The following is a 13548-nucleotide window of genomic DNA, read 5'->3' as shown; positions in this document are numbered from 1 at the left end:
GGTGATTTAGCTTAGGCATTGCTTGTCACCATCAATCGGTAAAATCTGGCCTGAAATTGAACGTCCGCTATCTGAGGCCAGAAACAGGCATAAATCTGCAATATGTTTTGGATCGACAAAGTATTTGAGTGACTGATTTTTCAATGCGTTTTGAGTCACTTCTTCAAGTGAGGTATGGGCTATATCGGCACGGGCCTGTAATACACGCTGAACCCGATCACCATCGACCGCACCCGGAAGAATGGCGTTGACCCGAATATTGTCAGGACCAAGTTCCATAGAGAGCGTTTTGGTAAAACCGATCAGGCCCCATTTTGAAGTGGAATAGGCCAATCGGTATGGATAGCCTAAGCGACCAGCAATAGACGACATATTAATAATTACGCCTGCCTGTGCTTGCTTTAAATAGGGAATGGCTAACTGGGTAATTAAAAAAGTGCTATTCAGGTTTAAATTAATCACCGTGTTCCAGTCTTCAAAACTTAGCTCATCTGCGGCAACAGTCGGACCTGAGATGCCCGTGTTATTGACTAAAATATCAATTCCGCCAAGTTTTTGAACTGCTTCGCCAAACATCAGTTTAATTTGTTTTTGATCAGCCAAATCACAGCTATGTATGTGCAGTTTTGGATAGTCTTGTTGAAACTGTTCTAGGCTTTTAGTACTAATATCACAAACAAAAACTTCATCATGATTATTTAAAAATGCTTCGGCAATGTATCGTCCAATCCCGGAACCACCTGCACTAATCAATACTTTTCTGCTCATTTTCATTCCTTTGTGATTATCGTTTTAAATTATTTACCTTGATAAGACGGTTTTCGTTTTTCAATAAAGGCTTGAATACCCTCATTTTTATCTTCAGTCGAAAATAAGAGCTGGAATGATTTACGTTCGAGTGCCAGTCCGGCATTCAGCGGAATATCTTCACTCATCAAGGCGACTTCCTTGATTTGTTGTAAGGCAATAGGAGGCATTTTGGCTAGGCTTTGCGCCATTTGAATCGCAGTTGCAATGGTCTGGTCATCTTCAGTGACTTGTGAAACCAGGCCTATGCAATAAGCTTCTTCTGCCTTGACCATTGCACCTGTCATGATCATGCGCATGGCATGAAATTTCCCTACAGCGCGAAATAAACGTTGGGTACCACCAGCACCTGGCATTAAGCCGACTTTAATTTCAGGTTGACCAAAGGTTGCGCCTTTACCAGCGATAATAATGTCAGCATGCATTGCCAGTTCACAGCCACCACCAAGCGCATAACCATTTACCGCAGCAATGACAGGTTTCGGACATTGGGCAATTGCATTCCAGTAGCGCTCGGTATGGCGAAGTAACATTTCAGTTGATGTGGCTGTTGCCATTTCTTTGAGATCTGCTCCCGCCGCAAACACTTCTTCTCCCCCTGTTAGCACAATGGCATGAATATCATCATTGAAACTTAACTCGGTGAACGCCTGAGCCAGTTGCTTGCGGACTTCTGTATTCAGTGCATTTTTGGCATCGGGACGGTTAATTTTGACAATCGCCACTTGCGGAGTGGAATAATCAAGCTCAATGAAATTGTTCCCAGTTATTTCCCTCATTTTTGAATTCCTTGTTTCGCAGATCAAAACTATATTGTTTTAATCATGCTTATTTTGAAATTTATTTCAAGCATTTTTTATTTGTCTCCACTGTGTTCTAGGGTTTTATTTAGGTAAGTATTTGATATTTAGTGCTGGTTGATTTTTAAATTTCGTTTAACGAAATTAATTTCCAAAAAAACTTGAAATTTGGGTTTTTATTCTCGTACTATGAAACACATCCGCAGTAAACAAGATTTAAAACATCGTCTCTGCAATCAGATGGGAAGTAGCTCTGAGGAATACGATGCAAGTACATAAAAAGGGAGATCACAGATGATCCGTGATGAAGGGATGTTGCAGCAGTTGCTTACAACAATTCGCGACTTTGTAAAAAATGAATTGATTCCGCGTGAGCATGAAGTTGCTGAGCAGGACAAGATTCCTGATGACATTGTGCAGCAAATGCGTGAGCTGGGTTTATTCGGACTCACGATTCCGGAGGAATATGGCGGTTTAGGAATCACCATGGAAGAGGAGGTCAATGTTGCATTTGAACTTGGACAAACCTCACCTGCATTTCGTTCCTTGATTGGGACCAATAATGGTATTGGTTCTAGCGCGATTCTGATTGATGGTACAGAAGAACAGAAGCAAAAGTATCTGCCACGCTATGCCAGCGGTGAAATTATTGGTTCATTTTGTCTGACTGAACCCGAAGCCGGTTCAGATGCTGCTTCTTTAAAAACCAGTGCAGTCAAAGACGGTGACTTTTATATTCTAAATGGCACCAAACGTTTTATTACCAATGCACCCCATGCGGCGACGTTTACCGTTATGGCCCGCACCAATCCTGACATTAAAGGTGCCAGTGGTATTTCTGCTTTTTTAGTTGAAGCAAATACACCAGGCATTAGTCTGGGCAAAATCGATCAGAAAATGGGGCAAAAAGGTTCTCATACCTGTGATGTGATTTTTGAAAATTGTCGTGTACCTGCGACTGCACTGATTGGTGGCGTCGAAGGCGTTGGTTTTAAGACCGCCATGAAAGTTCTGGACAAAGGTCGGCTACATATTGGCGCGTACAGTGTGGGTGTAGCAGAACGTATGCTGGACGATGCACTACGATATGCCATCGAACGTAAGCAGTTCGGTCAACCTATTGCAAACTTCCAGTTAATCCAAGCCATGTTGGCCGACTCAAAAGCCGAGATTTATGCAGCCAAATGTATGGTGCTGGATGCAGCTCGCCGCCGTGACCAAGGTGAAAATATTAGTACTGAAGCGTCTTGCGCAAAAATGTTCGCCACTGAAATGTGTGGGCGCGTGGCGGATCGCTGTGTGCAGATTCATGGAGGTGCGGGTTATATCAGTGAATATGCAATTGAGCGTTTTTACCGCGATGTACGCCTGTTCCGTTTATATGAAGGAACGACGCAGGTTCAACAATTAATTATTGCAAAAAACATGATTCGGGAAGCGACGACCTAATAAAAAATCAAGTGCCATGAGGCAGGGGATGCCTCATATTCTTGCTGAGGATATGGACATGACAACAGATACAGCTACACAAAAAATTGATCGCGGGGAAGCGATTCAAACACCTAAAAAGATTTGGATTACCGCATTTATATTCGCTTTTTTAACATTGTTATGTGACGGGGCAGATTTGGGTTTTTTGGCATTGAGCCTGACCAGTCTTAAAACAGAATTTCATTTAACGGGTGTACAAGCTGGAACATTAGGCAGTTTAACACTTTTAGGTTCAGCAATTGGTGGCCTGATTGGTGGTTGGGCCTGTGACCGCTTTGGTCGGGTCCGCATCATTGTATTCTTTATTGCTTATTCTTCAGTTTTAACTAGTGCGCTGGGTTTTACTGATTCTTATATGCAATTTGCAGTTTTAAGAACTTTCGGGGCGATGGGCTTAGGTGCGCTCTATATTGCCTGTAATATTTTAATGTCAGAAATGGTGCCAACAAAACATCGCTCGACTGTTTTGGCTACTCTTATGACGGGTTATACCTTAGGTTCTTTGTTAGCGACTTTATTAGCAGGTCATATTATTCCTGAACATGGCTGGCGTTTCCTTTATTGGATTGCAATTACGCCTGTGGTGTTATCAATTTTAATGCACTTTTGTGTACCTGAACCTGAGTCTTGGAAAAAAGCACGTCAATTAAAAGCGCTAGAAGTCGCTCAAAGTAACCAACCTAAAAAACGTCAAAACCCATATCTTGAAATTTTAAGAGATAAGAAACACGGCACCATGTTTGTACTTTGGATTATTAGTACAGGTGCATTGCAGTTCGGTTATTACGGCGTAAGTAACTGGTTACCGGCTTATTTAGAGTCTGATCTTGGTATCAAGTTTAAAGAAATGGCCATGTATATGGTCGGTACTTTCCTGATTATGATGTTTGCCAAAGTGATTGCAGGGATTGTTGCCGATAAATTAGGACGTCGCGCTGTATTTGCCTTTGGAACCATTGGTACAGCCTTATTTATTCCAGTCATTGTCTACTTAAATACACCAACGAATATTTTATGGATGATGCTGTTCTTCGGTTTCCTTTACGGTATTCCTTACGCAATTAATGCCACCTATATGACAGAAAGTTTCCCGACCTCTATTCGGGGCTCGGCAGTGGGTGGCGCTTATAACATTGGTAAAGTACTTTCTATTTTCTCTCCATTAACAATTGGTTTTCTATCTCAAAATGGCTCGATTGGTTTAGGTCTATTAGTGATGGCGGGTGCTTACTTTATCTGCGGCGTAATTCCATTGTTATTTATTAAAGACCGGCTATTTAACCCGCAAAAAGCAGAGTAATGGCTTGCGCTGTTACTTCAATTGAAGGATGAAAAGGGATACGTGAGATGATAAATAAAATCACAGCGAATATCGAACCGATTTTAAAAGCAATTCCAGATGGTGCAACCATCATGACCAGTGGCTTTGGGGTTACAGGTCAACCTGCAGAGCTTATCGAAGCCTTAATTGATCTGGGAAAAAAAGAGCTGACCATTGTCAATAACAATGCCGCTTCCGGTGATCGGGGATTAACAAAATTGATCATCGCAGGTTGTGTGAAAAAGATGATTAGCTCATTTCCAAAGTCAGCAGGGTCAACAGTATTCCAGGACTTATATCGCGCAGGAAAAATCGAGCTGGAACTGGTACCACAAGGCAATCTAGCATGCCGTATCCAGGCCGCAGGTGCAGGTTTGGGGGCAGTTTTTACCCCGACAGGTTATGGAACCAAAATTGCTGAAGGCAAAGAAACCCGCAGCATTAACGGTAAAAACTATGTGCTCGAATATCCGATTGATGCTGATTTTGCCCTGATTTATGCCGATAAAGCCGATCGTTGGGGCAATTTAACCTACCGCAAGGCGGCACGAAACTTTGGGCCGATTATGGCCAAGGCTGCAAAAACCACTATTGTTCAGGTTAACGATACGGTTGAGATAGGAACACTCGATCCAGAGTGCATTATTACCCCTGGAATCTTTGTACAACATGTTGTGAAAGTAGGAGATATCTAATGTCAGTTCAAAAACGCTCTCGTGAAGAGATTGCCATGTTGATTGCACAGGATATTCCTGAAGGTGCATATGTCAATCTGGGCATTGGCCTTCCCACCAATGTCGCCAAGTATTTGCCAAAAGATAAGGAAATCTTTTTACATTCTGAAAATGGTGTACTGGCCTTTGGGCCGCCGCCACAACCAGGTGAAGAAGACCAAGATTTAGTTAATGCCGGAAAAGAACTTGTCACTTTGTTAGACGGTGGATGCTTTATGCATCATGGTGATTCGTTCGACATCATGCGTGGCGGGCATCTGGATATTTGTGTCATTGGTGCCTTTCAGGTTGCGGTGAATGGGGATTTAGCCAACTGGCACACCGGCAAAGCAGATGATGTACCTGCTGTAGGTGGGGCAATGGATCTGGCGGTGGGCGCTAAAAGTATTTATGTGTATATGGAACATGTGACTAAAAAAGGTGAGGCAAAAATTGTTGAAGCACTCACATATCCCATTACTGGCGAGCAATGTGTCGACCGTATTTATACCGATTTATGCATTATTGAGCTCAAAGATCAGCAAGCCTATGTCAAGGAAATGGTACCCGGTTTAAGTTTTGAACAATTACAGGCGCTGACAGCCTGTCCATTGATTGATGCGCGAGTGGCTTAACTGAAGCACACGGAAACAAGTATCTTAAAGGATTAAAAGATGAAAAAACTCATTTTAGCGACAGCCTGTGCTGTGGCTTCAGGGACTATTTTTGCCAATACGGCAACCACGACAGAACAAAGGATCAATCTGTTAGAAACCGAATTGCAAAAATTAAAGGCAGAGCTGCAAGCACAAAAGCAGACGCAAAATAATTTGCAGGTTAAACAGGCAAAAATTGAAGAAAATGTAGAAAAAAATATCACTGCCGAGACGGCAAAGCCGATTGCACCGTCATGGGTGACCTGGACCGATAATGTAAAGGTGTATGGAATCGCTCGGCTGGATGCTGCAGTTGATTTTAAATCCTCACCCGATTCAGGTGGAAGAACCACCAGCAGTATTTATCGGACTCCATTTGAAAATGATAAACGCGCGAATCATTCCCGTTCCGATGCAAGTATTAATGCCAGCCGATTGGGAGTGTATTTCAATAGTCCGGACAAGGCGGTCACAGGCAATGTCGAAGCTGATTTCTTTGACAGTTCCAATATGGGAACGGGAGATGGCAAGTTCCGTATTCGCCATGCCTATTTTACCTATAAAGACTGGACCTTTGGTCAAACCTGGTCATTGATGTCCAATATGGAAACCCGAACCGAGTCTGTGGACTATACTCAGTTTATGGGGACGTCTTATACCCGTACACCGCAAGTGCGTTATGACTGGAAAATTGATCAGAATCACGACCTGAAAGTTGCTTTGGAGCATACCGGGTCACGGGTTTCGGCTTTTCCTTCATTGACGGGTCGATATACCTTTAAGCAAGGCCCTCTGACTGCATTGGCGCAAGGTTTCGTGAACGAAAAATCAGTCGATGTAGCCAAAGATACGGTCAAGAAAGTCAGTTGGGGCGCTGGAACAGGATTAAAATACCAATTTGATCCGCAACAGTCTGTTCAGGCGAATTATCAATATATTGTAGGGGATCAGAAGTTCATGCCTTATACCACGCAAAGTGGTTTGGCAAATGCAACTGCATTGAATGCGGCAGGTGATTTCTCTTTAGATCAGGATAAAACCGATTTGCTGATGAATAAACTGCATAGCTTTAATATTGGTTATTCATATAAATTCAATGATCAGTGGCGTAGCAATCTATCTGCTTCTTTATTTGAATATGATGACAATACTGAATACGCCAAGCTGAATCAGGATGCGAATAAACGCTTAACCGATTATGCTGCCAATATCTTTTACTCGCCTGCCGAGCAAATTGATATCGGGCTCGAATATCATCAGGGCAAACGTGAAGTATTTGACGGCAGAACGGCGGATGTATCGCGTCTTAACTTTGTATCGATGTACAAGTTCTAAAAATAGGACAGGCTAAATGGAAAAAATGGTTCGGCCCGACACAGACACGATATTGTCAAAAAGTTTTATTTTCATCATGGCAGTGACATGTGGCCTTTGTGCAGGGTCGAACTATTATAACCAGCCTCTGATTTATTCAATTGCTCAAGCCTTGCAAGTGAATGCAGAGCAGGTGGCGTTTACCATCGTCATTGGCCAACTGTCTTATGCAGTTGGTCTTTTTATTCTGGTTCCGCTTGGGGATTTTTTTGAAAAGCGGCGCTATATCTGTGTGTTGATGTGCTGCACCGGATTTGCCCAAGTGGGCTTGTCGTTTAGCCAGTCCTTGCCAGTACTGTATGGGTTCACCTTTTTAGCGACTTTCTTTTCGATCGCAACACAGGTGCTGGTCCCATTTGCCTCAGGATTGGCGAGACCTGAAAAAAGCCCGCAAATTGTGGGGACCTTAATGAGCGGTTTATTTCTGGGGATTTTACTGGCCAGATCGGTTGCGGGGTTATTATCTACAATCTGGTCGTGGCATGCCGTCTATTTATTAAGTGGTTTGTTGATTTTAGCGTTTGCAGCCGTGATGTGGTTAAAGTTACCCGATGCCCGAAAATCCCATCAATTAACGGTTCTACAAATTTATCGTTCTTTATTTTCTTTGGCGACACATCAACCCCATTTACTCCGTCGTGGTCTGGCGGGTGGTATTGGCTTCGGTATTTTGGCACTTATTTTTACCACCATGACCTTTATTCTCGCCAATGCGCCATACCACTTTAATGACTTCCAGATTGGTCTATTTGGTATCGTTGGACTGGCAGGTGTTTTTGCAACGCCGTGGGCGGGAAAGCAGATTGCAGCAGGTGGGGAAAATCGGGTTGCGCTGATCTGTATGTGGTTACTGATAATCGCCTGGATACCGCTGTATTTTGCCCAGCAGTCATTATTTGCCTATGCCATCGGGGTTATTCTGGCTTACTTTGGTTTGTCTGCCTTTCATGTTTTAAATCAAAATCTGGTGTACCGGATTTCCGCAGAAGCGCGTTCCCGTATTAACTCGATTTATATGACCTTGTACTTTGGTGGCGCAGCACTAGGTTCCTTCGTTGCTGTGTATGCATGGAAACATTGGGGATGGCCGGCCTGTGTAGCTTTGGGGCTCAGCATGGCTGTGATCAGTTTTATGATTGATCGTCTGGATTTTCGTGCAGTGAAGAATGCCGAGCTGGAGAAGCAAGCCTCATAAAGAGGCGCTTTCTTTCTATGCCTTACGAATAATCATTAAAGTTGCAGCAGCAAACGCATACACTTTTCCATTTTCATCTACGATTCTACCTTCAGTCGTAATGATATTTCGTCCGGCATTAATCAATTCGGCCTGCGCGTAATAAATACTATCAACTTGCATAGGACGAATCATTTTTACATTTAAATCAATGGTTCCATAGCCAACGCCATGTTCCAGTAAGGTATGTGCTGCACTCCCGGTGACAGTATCCAGCGCTGTTGCACAAAAGCCGCCATGCACACCACCCTGTATATTTCGATGTTGCTGTCCAGGAGTCACTTTATAAGTTGCTTTTCCTTTTGAGACTTCAACCAGTTCCATGGGAATAGTGTGGGCCATGGGAGAAGGAGAGACCTCACCATTTTTTAAAGCCGTTAAGAATTCAAGACCAGTATATTTCGGGTTATCCATAAATCATCCTTGCAAGTCTAAGCAATCTCATCAACATACTATAATTTAATTTTTTACGGAATGTAATTTCGTAAAACAAAATTTTTATTTTCCGCTTTATTTTTTATGGAAATGCATTTTGCATCTATATTTTTATTTATATACAGTATTTTATGGTTTTCTTGATGAAAGCCTGAATATAGTTTTTACAAAATTAAAGCTGTTAAAATGAAAATAAATTTTGCAATAAGAAATTTATTTGATATTTTTAAAGTCAGGAATAAGAAAAGTTCATTCAGGATTATCGCTTGATTGCATCTTGGTGAAAGATAGATAAGGAAAAAACCATGCCTTTATACAAAGCTCCTCAACGCGATATGCAATTTGTGCTGCATGAATTGCTTCAAACCGAACAAAACTACCAAAAATTATCTAAATATCAGGATGTCGTCAGTCGTGAACTGGTGGATCAATATTTAGAGGCTGCAGCAGATTTTTGTGAAAATGAGTTGGCTCCAATCAATCAAAATGGCGATCAGGAAGGGTGTCATTTAAACCAAGGTGTAGTCACCACCCCGAAAGGCTTTAAAGAAGCTTATGATAAATATGTGGAACTCGGTTTTACTTCACTTACAGCCGATCCTGAATATGGCGGTCAAAGTTTACCGACACTGCTGCGTATCGCGATTTCAGAAATGTTGTGTGGCTCGAACTGGGCGTGGGCGATGTATCCGGGTTTATCCCATGGCGCGATGCGTACCATTGAGCATCACGGCACTGAACAGCAGAAACAGCTATTTTTAACCAAGTTAATCACAGGTGTCTGGACCGGCACCATGTGTTTGACAGAGTCGCATGCAGGGTCTGACCTGGGGCTAATCCGGACCAAAGCGCTACCCAATCCAGATGGAAGTTATGCCATCACCGGGGAAAAGATTTTTATTTCTGCAGGGGAACATGATCTTTCTGAAAATATTATCCATATTGTGTTGGCACGTTTACCCGATGCTCCTGCGGGTACCAAAGGAATTTCGCTGTTTATTGTGCCTAAAATGAATGTTGATGATCAGGGAAATCTACAAGGCCGAAACAATGTGCTATGTAGCGCGATTGAACATAAGATGGGAATTCATGGCAATGCCACCTGCGTTTTAAATTTTGATGCTGCAAAAGGTTATCTGATTGGCCCTGAAAACCGTGGGCTCAACTGTATGTTTACCTTTATGAATACCGCCCGCATTGGCACGGCTGTGCAAGGACTGGCTGCATCCGAGATTTCTTTCCAGGGTGCTTTAGCCTACGCCAAAGATCGTTTGGCCATGCGTTCTTTAGCGGGTGCAAAATGCCCGGATCAAAATGCAGATCCAATTATTGTCCATCCTGCTGTACGCGCCATGTTAATGACCCAAAAAGCTTTGTCTGAAGGAGGGAGGGCGTTGGCTTATTTTCTAGCACAACATGTCGATATCGTGGAAAGCTCTAATGACCCAGAGCAGTGTGAAAAATCAGATCATTTACTGGCCTTGCTAACGCCTATTGCCAAGGCTTTCCTGACTGAATCGGGGAATGAGTCTGCCAAGCATGGTATGCAGGTTTTTGGCGGGCATGGATTCATTGTTGAACATGGCATGGAACAGATTGTGCGTGACGCAAGGATTTCAACCTTGTATGAAGGCACCACTGAAATTCAGTCTTTAGATTTACTGGCACGTAAAGTGCTGAAGTCTGAAGGAAAACTGTTAAAAAACATGACCGATTTAATTGAGCAGTGGGTTATTGAGCATCAGTCCAATACAGCCCTGTCAGCTTACGGGGAAAAACTCACTGAACTGAAGCAGCAATGGTTATCGCTGACCCGCGATATTGCACAAAAAGCCAAGCAAAATCCTGAAGAAATTGGTGCGGCTTCGGTCGATTATCTCTATTTTTCCAGCTATGTGGTCTTTGCCTATCTTTGGGCACGGATGGCTCAGGTTGCGCATGAACAGTTGCTTGCAGGAACGTCAGAAGAAAAGTTCTATCAGGCCAAACTCACAACGGCCAAGTTCTTCTTTCAGAAATTATTACATCGTACCCAAGCACATGCCGCTGCTATTGCATCTGGAGCTGAGGCTGTAATGGAGCTGGATGCAGCGGCTTTTGCATTCTAAGTCTGCGTGGAACGGTCTGGATTTATTTAGGAGCCTAAACAGAAATGGAATTTGAACATATTTTGCTTCGTCAACACAATCGTGTCGGCTATTTGACGCTGAATCGTCCAGAAGTGCTGAATAGTTTTAATGAACACATGCATGATGAAATTGCAGCAGCCTTAGATCTGTGGGCAGTTTCCAAGGAAATCAAAGTGATAGTCATCTCTGGCGCAGGCAAAGGGTTTTGTGCTGGACAGGATCTAAAATCACGGGGAATGGATGTTATTGCTGCGCCGGATTATGATGCAGGCGCAGCTTTAGAAAAATTCTATAATCCACTGGTACTTAAAATTACAGACATGAGCAAACCCGTCATCGCTGCGGTGAATGGTGTCGCTGCCGGCGCAGGTGCCAATCTGGCATTGGCCTGTGATTTGGTGGTGGCTAAACAGTCTGCTGCCTTTATACAGTCTTTTTGCAAGGTTGGCCTGATCCCTGATGCGGGGGGAACATGGAATTTACCGCAACTGGTCGGTTTGGCCCGTGCCAAAGGGCTGACCATGCTGGGAGAAAAGCTCTCTGCCCAGCAAGCCCTGGAGTGGGGGTTAATCTGGGAGGTCTATGAAGATGAGCTGTTCGAAGCAAATGTCACCGCATTGGCTGAACAGTTGGCCGAACGCCCCGGTAGTTCGATTGCATTGATAAAAAAAGCGTTAAATCATGCTGCAGACAACACGCTTGCTGAGCAGTTGCAGCTGGAGCGCGAATTTCAGCGTATCGCAGGACAATCAGACAACTATAAAGAAGGTGTGGCCGCATTTATGCAAAAGAGGAAACCTGACTTTAGCTAGATGCATTGACTATGCATGGCCTTTACATCTAAAAAATGAAAAAGAGTATTTGCTATCAGAAGCACTTAAATAGGGATATAACATGAGTTTAAAAGACATGGTTTCGACAAACGAATGGGACGCGCGTTGTCAGTTAGCTGCTTTATATCGATTGATTGCCTATTATCGGATGACGGATCTGATCGATACCCATATTAGTCTGCGTGTACCTGATGAGAAGGGGCATTTTCTGATTAATCACTATGGCATTCCATTTGAAAAAATGAAAGCTTCGGATCTGGTGAAAATTGATGGTGCAGGTAATATCGTAGAAGATTATGATCAAGGTAAAACAGTCAATGTCGCCGGTTTTGTCATTCATTCCGCATTGCATGCCGCGCGTGAAGATATTCACTGTGTCATTCATACCCACACTGCCGATGGGATTGCAGTTTCAGCACAGCAGCAGGGTTTGTTGCCCATCTCACAACATGCACTGAAATTTTATAAAAAAGTCAGTTATCACCAGTATGAAGGTGTCGCACTATCGACTGAGGAAAGAGTACGGCTGGTTCAGGATCTGGGCAATCATCGTGTCATGATTTTAAGAAATCATGGCCTGCTGGCAACAGGGGATAGTGTGCAGCGTGCTTTTCATGAAATTTATTTTTTAGAACGTGCATGTCAGGCCCAGATCAAGGCGCTTGCGGGTGGGGCGGAATTGCATTTTCCTTCCGAAGCGGTGTGTGAACATACAACCCAGCAGTTCGAATCTAACGGTGTTGAAAAAATTATTCTAAATGCCTGGAATGCCGCCTTGTCATTGATTGAACAGCAGCGTGAGGAATACTGTACATGATTGTAATTGCGACCACGGTGCCCAAGGTCCAAAAATGGCTTGAAGATGCATTTTTACAATATGCTCCACAAGGTTCGTACTGTCTGGCAGATAGTGAACAGGCTCAATTTGCCACTACGGCAGTTTCATGGTTTCCCGATCTGGATCATCTGGAGAAGTTACCTGAATTGAAACTGATTCATTCAATGGCCGCTGGCGTTGAGCACCTAAATCTACAAAGAATTGGGTCACAATATAAAGTATGTCGGGTGGTCGATCAGCTCCATCAACAAGGGATGTTCGATTATCTGCAATGGGGTGTTTTATATTATCAACGGTTTTTTGATCAGGCCTTTGCACAAAAGCAGCAACAACGCTGGCGACAATACCCGCAACGCGCGCATGCTGATGTAAAAATCGGAATTATGGGCCTCGGGCAAATGGGTGCCTATATGGCGAAACAGTTTGCCGCACTGGGTTATCAGGTTGCTGGCTGGTCTCGTAGTCCTAAACAGATTGCACAGGTCATATGCTATGCCGGCGCTGAAGATTTTCATCAGTTTTTGGGACAGGCTGAAATTTTGATTAATTTATTGCCACTTACGGAAAGTAATCAGGGGATTTTAGCAAAATCTTTATTTGACCAGCTTCCTGAACAGGCCTGTATTATTAATTGTGGTCGTGGTCAGCATCTGGTTGAGCAGGATTTATTAAATTATCTGGATTCTGGACATTTACGTGGCGCGATTCTGGATGTTTTTAGCAAAGAGCCCTTGGCTGAACATCATCCACTTTGGCAACATGAAAAAGTGGTGATCACGCCGCATGTTGCTTCACATGCACCCTGGTCAATTGTGGTGAATCAGATTTTGGAAAATGATCAACGGGTGATGCAGGGCCAAGCTTTATTGAATCAGGTGGTTACCTTAAAAGGCTATTAAATTGGGGAAACGGCTATT

The 13548-nt window shown here is 43.4% G+C and carries 13 protein-coding genes; 10 read left to right on the top strand and 3 right to left on the bottom strand.

Annotation, left to right across the window (positions count from 1 at the left end):
• Positions 1-6: 6 nt before the first annotated feature.
• Positions 7-768 carry an SDR family oxidoreductase gene (locus ACINWC323_RS00770; RefSeq protein ID WP_009515957.1) on the bottom strand — a complete coding sequence of 254 codons (762 nt, stop codon included), beginning with the start codon at positions 766-768 and terminating at the stop codon, positions 7-9.
• 29 nt (positions 769-797) lie between these two features.
• Complete coding sequence (locus ACINWC323_RS00775; RefSeq protein WP_009515929.1) at positions 798-1586, bottom strand: enoyl-CoA hydratase; 789 nt, start codon at positions 1584-1586, stop codon at positions 798-800.
• A 315-nt stretch (positions 1587-1901) separates the two neighbouring features.
• Here ACINWC323_RS00775 and ACINWC323_RS00780 point away from each other — a divergent pair, with 315 nt between their 5' ends.
• From ACINWC323_RS00780 to ACINWC323_RS00805, 6 genes are read left to right on the top strand one after another with little or no spacing between them, the layout of a single operon-like run.
• The gene (locus ACINWC323_RS00780) at positions 1902-3056 is read left to right on the top strand and encodes an acyl-CoA dehydrogenase family protein (protein ID WP_009516008.1); all 1155 of its coding nucleotides are present in this window, start codon (positions 1902-1904) and stop codon (positions 3054-3056) included.
• 58 nt (positions 3057-3114) lie between these two features.
• Positions 3115-4398, top strand: coding sequence for an MFS transporter (locus ACINWC323_RS00785; protein WP_199948790.1), 1284 nt, complete (start codon positions 3115-3117; stop codon positions 4396-4398).
• A 47-nt stretch (positions 4399-4445) separates the two neighbouring features.
• Positions 4446-5114, top strand: a complete 669-nt coding sequence (locus ACINWC323_RS00790; RefSeq protein WP_005287073.1) for a 3-oxoacid CoA-transferase subunit A — start codon at positions 4446-4448, stop codon at positions 5112-5114.
• Entirely contained in the window at positions 5114-5767 is a 654-nt protein-coding gene (locus ACINWC323_RS00795; RefSeq protein WP_009515912.1) for a 3-oxoacid CoA-transferase subunit B, read from the top strand. The genes ACINWC323_RS00790 and ACINWC323_RS00795 overlap by 1 nt, the downstream gene beginning before the upstream one ends.
• A gap of 39 nt (positions 5768-5806) precedes the next feature.
• On the top strand, positions 5807-7123 hold the full coding sequence (gene dcaP / locus ACINWC323_RS00800; RefSeq protein WP_009515877.1) for an outer membrane trimeric porin-like protein DcaP: 1317 nt from the start codon (positions 5807-5809) through the stop codon (positions 7121-7123).
• Between the two features lie 16 nt (positions 7124-7139).
• On the top strand, positions 7140-8357 hold the full coding sequence (locus tag ACINWC323_RS00805) for an MFS transporter (RefSeq protein WP_009515995.1): 1218 nt from the start codon (positions 7140-7142) through the stop codon (positions 8355-8357).
• A gap of 15 nt (positions 8358-8372) precedes the next feature.
• Here the strand turns inward: ACINWC323_RS00805 and ACINWC323_RS00810 are convergent, their stop codons facing one another.
• Positions 8373-8810 (bottom strand): PaaI family thioesterase, encoded by a 438-nt coding sequence (locus tag ACINWC323_RS00810; protein WP_009515990.1) that lies wholly within the window; start codon positions 8808-8810, stop codon positions 8373-8375.
• 326 nt (positions 8811-9136) lie between these two features.
• On the opposite strand from ACINWC323_RS00810, the gene ACINWC323_RS00815 reads away from it, so the two are divergent.
• From ACINWC323_RS00815 to ACINWC323_RS00830, 4 genes are all read left to right on the top strand, one after another.
• Positions 9137-10939, top strand: coding sequence for an acyl-CoA dehydrogenase C-terminal domain-containing protein (locus ACINWC323_RS00815; protein WP_009515980.1), 1803 nt, complete (start codon positions 9137-9139; stop codon positions 10937-10939).
• Positions 10940-10983: 44 nt separating this feature from the next.
• Positions 10984-11772, top strand: a complete 789-nt coding sequence (paaG, locus tag ACINWC323_RS00820) for a 2-(1,2-epoxy-1,2-dihydrophenyl)acetyl-CoA isomerase PaaG (protein WP_009515952.1) — start codon at positions 10984-10986, stop codon at positions 11770-11772.
• 82 nt (positions 11773-11854) lie between these two features.
• Entirely contained in the window at positions 11855-12610 is a 756-nt protein-coding gene (locus ACINWC323_RS00825; protein WP_009515909.1) for a class II aldolase/adducin family protein, read from the top strand.
• On the top strand, positions 12607-13530 hold the full coding sequence (locus tag ACINWC323_RS00830; RefSeq protein ID WP_009516010.1) for a 2-hydroxyacid dehydrogenase: 924 nt from the start codon (positions 12607-12609) through the stop codon (positions 13528-13530). The genes ACINWC323_RS00825 and ACINWC323_RS00830 overlap by 4 nt, the downstream gene beginning before the upstream one ends.
• Positions 13531-13548: the final 18 nt, after the last annotated feature.

Origin of the sequence: Acinetobacter sp. WC-323 (assembly GCF_000314615.1) — a bacterium.
Taxonomy (GTDB): domain Bacteria; phylum Pseudomonadota; class Gammaproteobacteria; order Pseudomonadales; family Moraxellaceae; genus Acinetobacter; species Acinetobacter courvalinii.
The sequence above is the reverse complement of the archived record's forward strand: the minus strand, read 5'-3'. Positions and strand labels throughout refer to the sequence as shown.